The sequence below is a fragment of the Dryocola clanedunensis subsp. sulfonylureivorans genome, from assembly GCF_016756775.1.
GTDB lineage: Bacteria > Pseudomonadota > Gammaproteobacteria > Enterobacterales > Enterobacteriaceae > Dryocola > Dryocola clanedunensis.
The window spans coordinates 187798-194773 of the sequence record NZ_JAERMU010000010.1 but is presented as its reverse complement, the minus strand read 5'-3'; the positions used below and the strand labels follow the sequence as shown (position 1 = coordinate 194773).

The window sequence follows — 6976 nt, the reverse complement described above, 5'->3', positions numbered from 1 at the left end:
GGCGGCGCTGGGTGCAGTAATGCGCAAGCTGGTGCACATGTGCTTCGGGGTGCTTAAAACACGCCTGCCATGGGATGAAAATTATGCAGCTACCGCTTGACGTTCAAGACGGTAGCTACGATCCGGGAATTGTAGGGTGGATAAACAAAGTGCCATCCACCACGTGTTCGGTATGGGGGTTCTGGCTTCCCCGTCAGAATTTCCTTATCATGGCCCCTTCCCCCAAGGCATGCGAGTAACCCGTGCACGAAATTTTTAATATGCTGCTGGCGGTGTTTGACCGGGCGGCGCTGATGCTTATTTGTCTCTTCTTCCTGATCCGCATTCGTCTGTTCCGCGAGCTGCTGCACAAAAGCGCCCACACGCCTAAAGAGCTGCTGGCCGTCACCGCTATTTTCTCGATGTTCGCCCTCTTCAGCACCTGGTCCGGCGTGCACGTTGAAGGCTCGCTGGTCAACGTGCGGATTATCGCCGTTATGGCGGGCGGCATTCTGTTTGGCCCATGGGTTGGCATTATTACCGGAGTGATTGCCGGGACTCACCGCTACCTGATTGATATCGGTGGCGTCACCGCCGTGCCGTGCTTTATTACCAGTATTACCGCGGGCTTTATCTCCGGGTGGATCAACCGCAAAGTGCCGAAAGAGCAGCACTGGCGCATCGGCATCATCGCCGGCATGCTGTGCGAAACGATGACCATGACGCTGGTCGTGCTCTGGGCACCTTCCATTGAGCTTGGCTGGGATATCGTGTCGAAAATTGGCGCGCCGATGATTCTGGGCTCGGTTTCCATCGGTTTTATCGTGCTGCTGGTGCAGAGCGTTGAAGGGGAAAAGGAGGCCAGCGCGGCTCGCCAGGCGAAGCTGGCGCTGGATATTGCCAACAAAACCCTGCCGCTGTTTCGCAACGTGAACAGCGAATCCCTGCGCAAGGTCTGCGATATTATTCGTCAGGACATCAGCGCCGACGCGGTTGCCATCACGGACAACGATAAGGTGCTGGCCTACGTTGGCGTCGGTGAGAAGAACTATAAGCAGAACGATCTGGGGATCAGTCCGCGCACCAGGCTGGCGCTGCGCGAAGGCAAAATCATTATCCGTAATGACGACGAAGCCTACCGCACGCCGGAGATTCACTCACTGATAATCATCCCGCTGTGGGAAAAAGGTGTAGTGACCGGCACGCTGAAGATCTATTACCGTCATGCGCACCAGATAACATCTACTTTGCAGGAAATGGCTGTCGGACTGTCGCAGATTATCTCGACCCAACTCGAAGTTTCCCGCGCGGAACAGCTGCGTGAGATGGCGAATAAGGCGGAGCTACGGGCGCTGCAAAGCAAGATCAATCCGCATTTCCTGTTTAACGCCCTGAACGCCATTTCCTCTTCAATTCGCATGAATCCGGACACCGCACGCCAACTGATTTTTAATCTGTCGCGCTATCTGCGCTACAACATAGAGCTGAAAGACGATGAGCAAATCGATATCAAACGGGAGCTCTATCAGATTAAAGATTACATCGCCATTGAGCAGGCCCGCTTCGGGGATAAGCTGACGGTGATTTATCATATTGATGAAGAAGTGACGTGCAAGATCCCGAGCCTGCTCATCCAGCCGCTGGTTGAAAACGCTATCGTGCATGGCATTCAACCGTGTAAGGGGAAAGGCGTAGTGACCATCAGCGTCGAGGAGAGTGGTAACCGGGTGCGAATTAGCGTCCGTGATACGGGCAACGGTATCGATCCAAAAGTCATTGAGCGCGTAGAAGCCAACGAGATGCCGGGGAATAAAATTGGCCTGCTGAACGTTCATCATCGCGTGAAGCTGCTTTATGGTGAAGGGCTGGTCATTCGCCGTCTGACGCCGGGCACGGAGATTGCGTTTTATGTCCCGAAAACCGTCGCCAGCCTGCCGCCGGGGCTACTGCCGCTGCAAGGAGAGAAAGTGTGAAGGTCATCATTGTAGAAGATGAAGTGCTGGCCCAGCAGGAGCTGAACTGGCTGATAAAAAACCATTCGCAGATGGATATCGTCGCCACTTTTGATGACGGCATGGACGTGCTGAAATACCTTCAGCATCATGAAGTGGACGCCATTTTCCTCGATATCAATATTCCGTCGCTGGACGGCGTGCTGCTGGCGCAAAACATCAGCAAGTTCGCCCATAAGCCCTTTATCGTGTTTATCACCGCCTGGAAAGAGCACGCGGTGGAGGCCTTTGAGCTGGAGGCCTTCGACTACATTCTGAAGCCCTATGAAGAGTCGCGGATTATTGGCATGCTGCAAAAGCTGGAGGCCGCGCACCACCAGCAGACCGCGCCGCAGGCTCACGCCAGCAGCAGCCGCGAAAATCTCACCATCAATCTGGTGAAGGACGAACGCATTATCGTCACGGATATCAACGATATCTATTACGCCGAAGCGCACGAAAAAATGACGTTTGTCTATACGCGCCGCGAGGCCTACGTGATGCCGATGAATATCACCGAGTTTTGCAGCCGCCTGCCGGAGAACCACTTCTTCCGCTGTCACCGCTCTTACTGCGTGAACTTAAGCAAGATCCGCGAGATAGAACCCTGGTTTAACAACACCTATATTTTGCGCTTAAGGGATTTAGATTTTCAGGTGCCGGTGAGCCGCAGCAAGGTTAAAGAGTTTCGCCAGCTGATGCGGCTTTAATGCGGGGAAGGCTGTGAAATTGTCGGATGGCGCTTGCGCTTATCCGACCTACAAGATTAAATAAATCATCTTGTTACGTAGGGTGGATAAGCGCAGGCGTCATCCACCACTATTTCGTGCAGATTAAAGGATTTGCCCCAGCGTCTGACGCAGATGCGCCCCCGCCCCCAGCAGCCCCGGCTGATCGTGGACGATCAGATAGACAGGGATATCTTTGACGTAATCTTTGAAGCGCCCTTTATCTTCAAACCCGCCGCGGAAGCCGGAGGCCTTGAAGAACTCAAGGAAGCGCGGCACGATGCCACCCGCGATATAAACCCCACCGAAGCAGCCCAGCGTTAGCGCAAGGTTACCCCCGAAGCGGCCCATCACTACGCAGAACAGGGAAAGTGCACGCTTACAGTCCGTGCAGCTGTCGTTCAGGGCGCGTTCGGTGATGTCTTTTGGTTCATAGCGCTCCGGTTCACGGCCGTCAGATTTAACAATCGCGCGATAGAAGTTCACCAGCCCCGGGCCCGAGAGCACGCGCTCCGCCGAAACGTGACCGATTTCAGCGCGCAGCTCCTCGAGGATAATGCCCTCTTCTTCACTGTTCGGCGCAAAATCAACGTGGCCGCCTTCGCCCGGCAGGCTTACCCAGCGTTTATCAACGTGGACAAGATGCGCCACGCCAAGCCCGGTGCCCGCGCCGTAGACCGCAACCGGCTTGCCTTCTACCGGTTCGCCGCCACCAAACTTGATGAGATGTTCGTCTTTGATCATCGGGATAGCCATTGAAACGGCAGTAAAATCGTTAATAATTTCCAGATGTTCGAAGCCGAGGTTCTTTTTCATTTCGGCGATGGAAAATTCCCAGGTGTGGTTGGTCATCGCCACCCAGTCGCCGGTTATCGGGCAGGCGATAGCGATGCAGCCATCCGTCACGCTTGCGTTGTGCTCTTTGAGATAATGCACCACCACCGCTTCCAGGCTTGGGAAATCCAGGCCGGAGTAGGTTTTTGACTGCGTGATATCACCATTTTCAACGTTACACAGTGCCAGACGCGCGTTGGTGCCGCCCACATCTCCCACCAATGCATATTTTGTCATTCTTCAACTGCTCCGCTAAAGTCAGAATAGGTCCTGGCCACACTGTAAAATTAGCCAGCCAAAACAACAACGCCCCGCTGAGTTATCTCCCGGGATTATAGATCTGCATCACAGATTAGCCTGAACGTTTCAGCCACTTTTGCGCAATCATGGGTGAGCGTTCTCTGGCAGACTATATAAAGTGACAACTTGCGCTAAAAATAGCAAAAATAAGGAAGGATTATGCTCCATCCGCGGGCCAGAACCATGCTGGTTCTTTCTGTTCCGGCTTTAATCATCGGCGTCTTTTCCAGTCTGATATTGATTGTGGTGATGAAAGTTGCCTCGCTGCTGCAGAATTATCTCTGGATTACGCTTCCTGCCCGCTTTGATATGGACATAAATTCGCCGGTCTGGATCCTGCTGATACTCACCTTGACAGGCGTTGCCGTAGGTATGGTGATCCGCTATGTGCCAGGCCATGCGGGGCCAGATCCGGCTACTGAGCCGTTAATTGGCGCACCTGTGCCGGTGATGGCGCTACCGGGTCTGATTCTGGCGCTGATCCTTGGTCTCTCCGGCGGGGTTAGCCTCGGTCCGGAACACCCCATCATGTCCGTCAATATTGCGCTGGCCGTGGCAATTGGCGCCCGTATCCTGCCTAAAGTGGGCGCGCTGGACTGGACGATTCTTGCGGCTGCGGGCACCATCGGCGCGTTATTCGGCACTCCCGTGGCGGCAGCGCTGATCTTCTCACAGATGCTCAATAGCAGTAACGATGTGCCAATGTGGGACAGATTGTTCGCCCCCCTGATGGCCGCAGCGGCTGGCGCGCTAACGACTGGTTTCTTTTTCAATCCGGACTTCTCTTTGCCGCTGGCGCAATATACCGACCTGCATCTGGTGGATATCTTCAGCGGTGCGGTTGTGGCTGCCATCGCCATCGCGCTGGGCATGGTTGCCGTCTGGTGCCTGCCGCGCGCCCATGACCTGATGCACAAGCTAAAGCATCCGGTGCTGGTGCTGGGTGCCGGTGGCTTTGTGCTTGGCTTACTGGGCCTGATTGGCGGCGAAGTGACGCTATTCAAAGGCCTTGATGAGATGCGCCAGCTCGGCACGGCGAACTACGCCGTTGGCACGCTGCTGATGTTCGCCGTGGTGAAACTCGCGGCGCTGGTCGTAGCCTCCGCCTGCGGGTTCCGCGGTGGGCGCATTTTCCCGGTGGTTTTCGTGGGCGTGGCGCTGGGAATGATGCTTCACCAGCACGTTGAGGCGGTACCGGCGGCCATCACCATCTCCTGCGCCATCCTTGGCCTGGTGCTCGTCGTCACCCGCGACGGCTGGCTGAGCCTGTTTATGGCGATGGCCGTGGTGCCGGATATCAAACTGCTGCCGCTGCTGTGTATCGTCATGCTGCCGGCCTGGCTGCTGTTGGCAGGCAAGCCGGTGATGATGGTCGATAAACACAAAGGCTAGTTTTCACAGGCGTTACGGCGGGCTAAAGACGCCGTAACGGCCTGCAGCAGTTCAGGCACATCCTGTTTTGGCAGCACAACTTCGATAAACGAAAGCCGCTGCGCTTTTGCCACCTGAGCCATGACCTCTTCCAGCCGTGCCGTTTCGGTTACCCGCCAGCACTGCGCTTCACACTCCAGATGCATCGCCTGCGGCAGCGCCGTCCAGTTCCATGGCGCGATGTCGTTGTAGCGCTGCTCCGCCCCGTGTATCGCCCGCTCGACCGTATAGCCGTCGTTGTTCAGCAGGAAAATAACCGGCGTCTGTTTATCCCGCTGCATTGACCCCAGCTCCTGAATGGTAAGCTGCGCCGAACCATCGCCCACCAGCAGGACGACGCGCCGGTTAGGGCAGGCCGTTTGCGCGCCAAACGCAGCGGGCAGCGTGTAGCCGATCGATCCCCACAGTGGCTGGGCAATAAACGTTGTGCCCGCCGGCAAAGTAAGCGTTGCCGCCCCAAACGCCGCGGTTCCCTGGTCGGCAAGAATGATATCGCCGGGCTGCAGGAATTTTTGTATCGACTGCCAGAAAGCATGCTGATCCAGCCTGCCGCTTTCGCACGCCGGCAGCGACGGCGGTTTCTGGTCTGGTACAGGCCAGTGGGCAACCTGACGCTTGCAGAGCTGGTGCAGAACCTCCACCGCCTGCGCCATCGGCAACCCGCTGAACCAGCGCTCGCCAATGCGCGTGGCGTTGGGCTGGATATCTATCGTTTGCTGCGGCGTCAGCTGCTGAGTGAAGCCTGCCGTGATGGTGTCGGTGAATTTTACCCCCACACAAACCACCAGCTCCGCCTCTTCGATAGCGGCCCGGATCCCCTTCTCGCTCGCCGCCCCGCTGTAGGTTCCAATAAACCCCTGCTGTCCCTCATCGAACAGGCCTTTGCCCATCAGCAGCGTGGCGTGCGGCAGCGGCGTGTCATCCATCCATTGCTGCATCTCTTTTTGCAGCCCGTAACGCAGCGCCAGGAAATCCGCCAGCAGAGCAACGCTGCGGCTTTCAGACAGCCTGGCCTGGGCTGCACGTCGGAACTCATCAAGAACGGCAGATTCGGCGCAGGAAGGAAAAATATCAAGAGGATGGTCAGGCGGGGTGGCAGGAACGGTAGCCACATCACTCGGCAGCAGTAAATATCCCGGGCGGCGGTGGCTTAGCGCCTCTTTCAACACCCGATCGATTTCGTAGCAGGCATTTTCCGGGGTCAGAGCAGCCTGCGAAACGGTGACTTCACGGGCCATGCGGGCGAAATGGTTAAAATCCCCGTCCCCCAGAGTGTGGTGCATCAGCTCGCCTCGCTGCTGGGCAGCCAGACGCGGTGATCCAACAACGTGAATGACGGGCAAATATTCAGCGTAGCTGCCCGCAATACCATTGATGGCGCTAAGCTCGCCCACGCCGAAGGTTGTCAGCAGCGCCGCAGCACCGCTACAGCGGGCATAGCCATCCGCGGCGTAAGCAGCGTTTAGCTCATTGGCGCAGCCAACCCAGGCAACGGAGTCATGGGCAATGACGTTATCGAGAAACTGCAGGTTGTAGTCACCGGGGACGCCGAACAAATGGGCAATTCCGCATTCCGTAAACCGGTCGAGAAGATAGTCCGCAACACAGTAGCGCATGGCATATTCCTTCCAGCAGGGGTCTGCTGTGAGTATTGGACATCAGCGATCGCTGTCGAGGATATAGCTCATTTAGAGAGTGGAAAGAAGGGTTTAC

At 56.4% G+C, this 6976-nt stretch carries 5 protein-coding genes; 3 read left to right on the top strand and 2 right to left on the bottom strand.

Annotated features, from left to right (window positions below; all coding sequences use genetic code 11):
* The first annotated feature begins 242 nt into the window (after nucleotides 1–242).
* Both HYQ67_RS12780 and HYQ67_RS12775 read left to right on the top strand, forming a co-directional pair.
* A complete protein-coding gene (locus tag HYQ67_RS12780) occupies nucleotides 243–1952 on the top strand; it encodes a LytS/YhcK type 5TM receptor domain-containing protein (protein ID WP_202304056.1) in 1710 nt (569 codons plus the stop codon).
* The gene (locus tag HYQ67_RS12775; RefSeq protein WP_202304055.1) at nucleotides 1949–2680 is read left to right on the top strand and encodes a LytTR family transcriptional regulator DNA-binding domain-containing protein; all 732 of its coding nucleotides are present in this window, start codon (nucleotides 1949–1951) and stop codon (nucleotides 2678–2680) included. The genes HYQ67_RS12780 and HYQ67_RS12775 overlap by 4 nt, the downstream gene beginning before the upstream one ends.
* Nucleotides 2681–2803: 123 nt before the next feature.
* Here the strand turns inward: HYQ67_RS12775 and glk are convergent, their stop codons facing one another.
* Nucleotides 2804–3769, bottom strand: a complete 966-nt coding sequence (glk, locus tag HYQ67_RS12770; RefSeq protein WP_202304054.1) for a glucokinase — start codon at nucleotides 3767–3769, stop codon at nucleotides 2804–2806.
* A gap of 222 nt (nucleotides 3770–3991) precedes the next feature.
* Between glk and HYQ67_RS12765 the strand changes: the two genes are divergently transcribed.
* Nucleotides 3992–5224 (top strand): ion channel protein, encoded by a 1233-nt coding sequence (locus HYQ67_RS12765; RefSeq protein ID WP_202304053.1) that lies wholly within the window; start codon nucleotides 3992–3994, stop codon nucleotides 5222–5224.
* Here HYQ67_RS12765 and HYQ67_RS12760 read toward each other — a convergent pair.
* Nucleotides 5221–6879 (bottom strand): alpha-keto acid decarboxylase family protein, encoded by a 1659-nt coding sequence (locus tag HYQ67_RS12760; RefSeq protein WP_202304052.1) that lies wholly within the window; start codon nucleotides 6877–6879, stop codon nucleotides 5221–5223. The two genes, HYQ67_RS12765 and HYQ67_RS12760, sit on opposite strands and share 4 nt — an antisense overlap.
* Nucleotides 6880–6976 lie beyond the last annotated feature (97 nt).

Coding starts and splice junctions, on each gene's coding strand:
- glk (WP_202304054.1), bottom strand. CDS start 3,769: ATGACAAAATATGCATTGGTGGGAGATGTGGGCGGCACCAACGCGCGT.
- HYQ67_RS12765 (WP_202304053.1), top strand. CDS start 3,992: ATGCTCCATCCGCGGGCCAGAACCATGCTGGTTCTTTCTGTTCCGGCT.
- HYQ67_RS12760 (WP_202304052.1), bottom strand. CDS start 6,879: ATGCGCTACTGTGTTGCGGACTATCTTCTCGACCGGTTTACGGAATGC.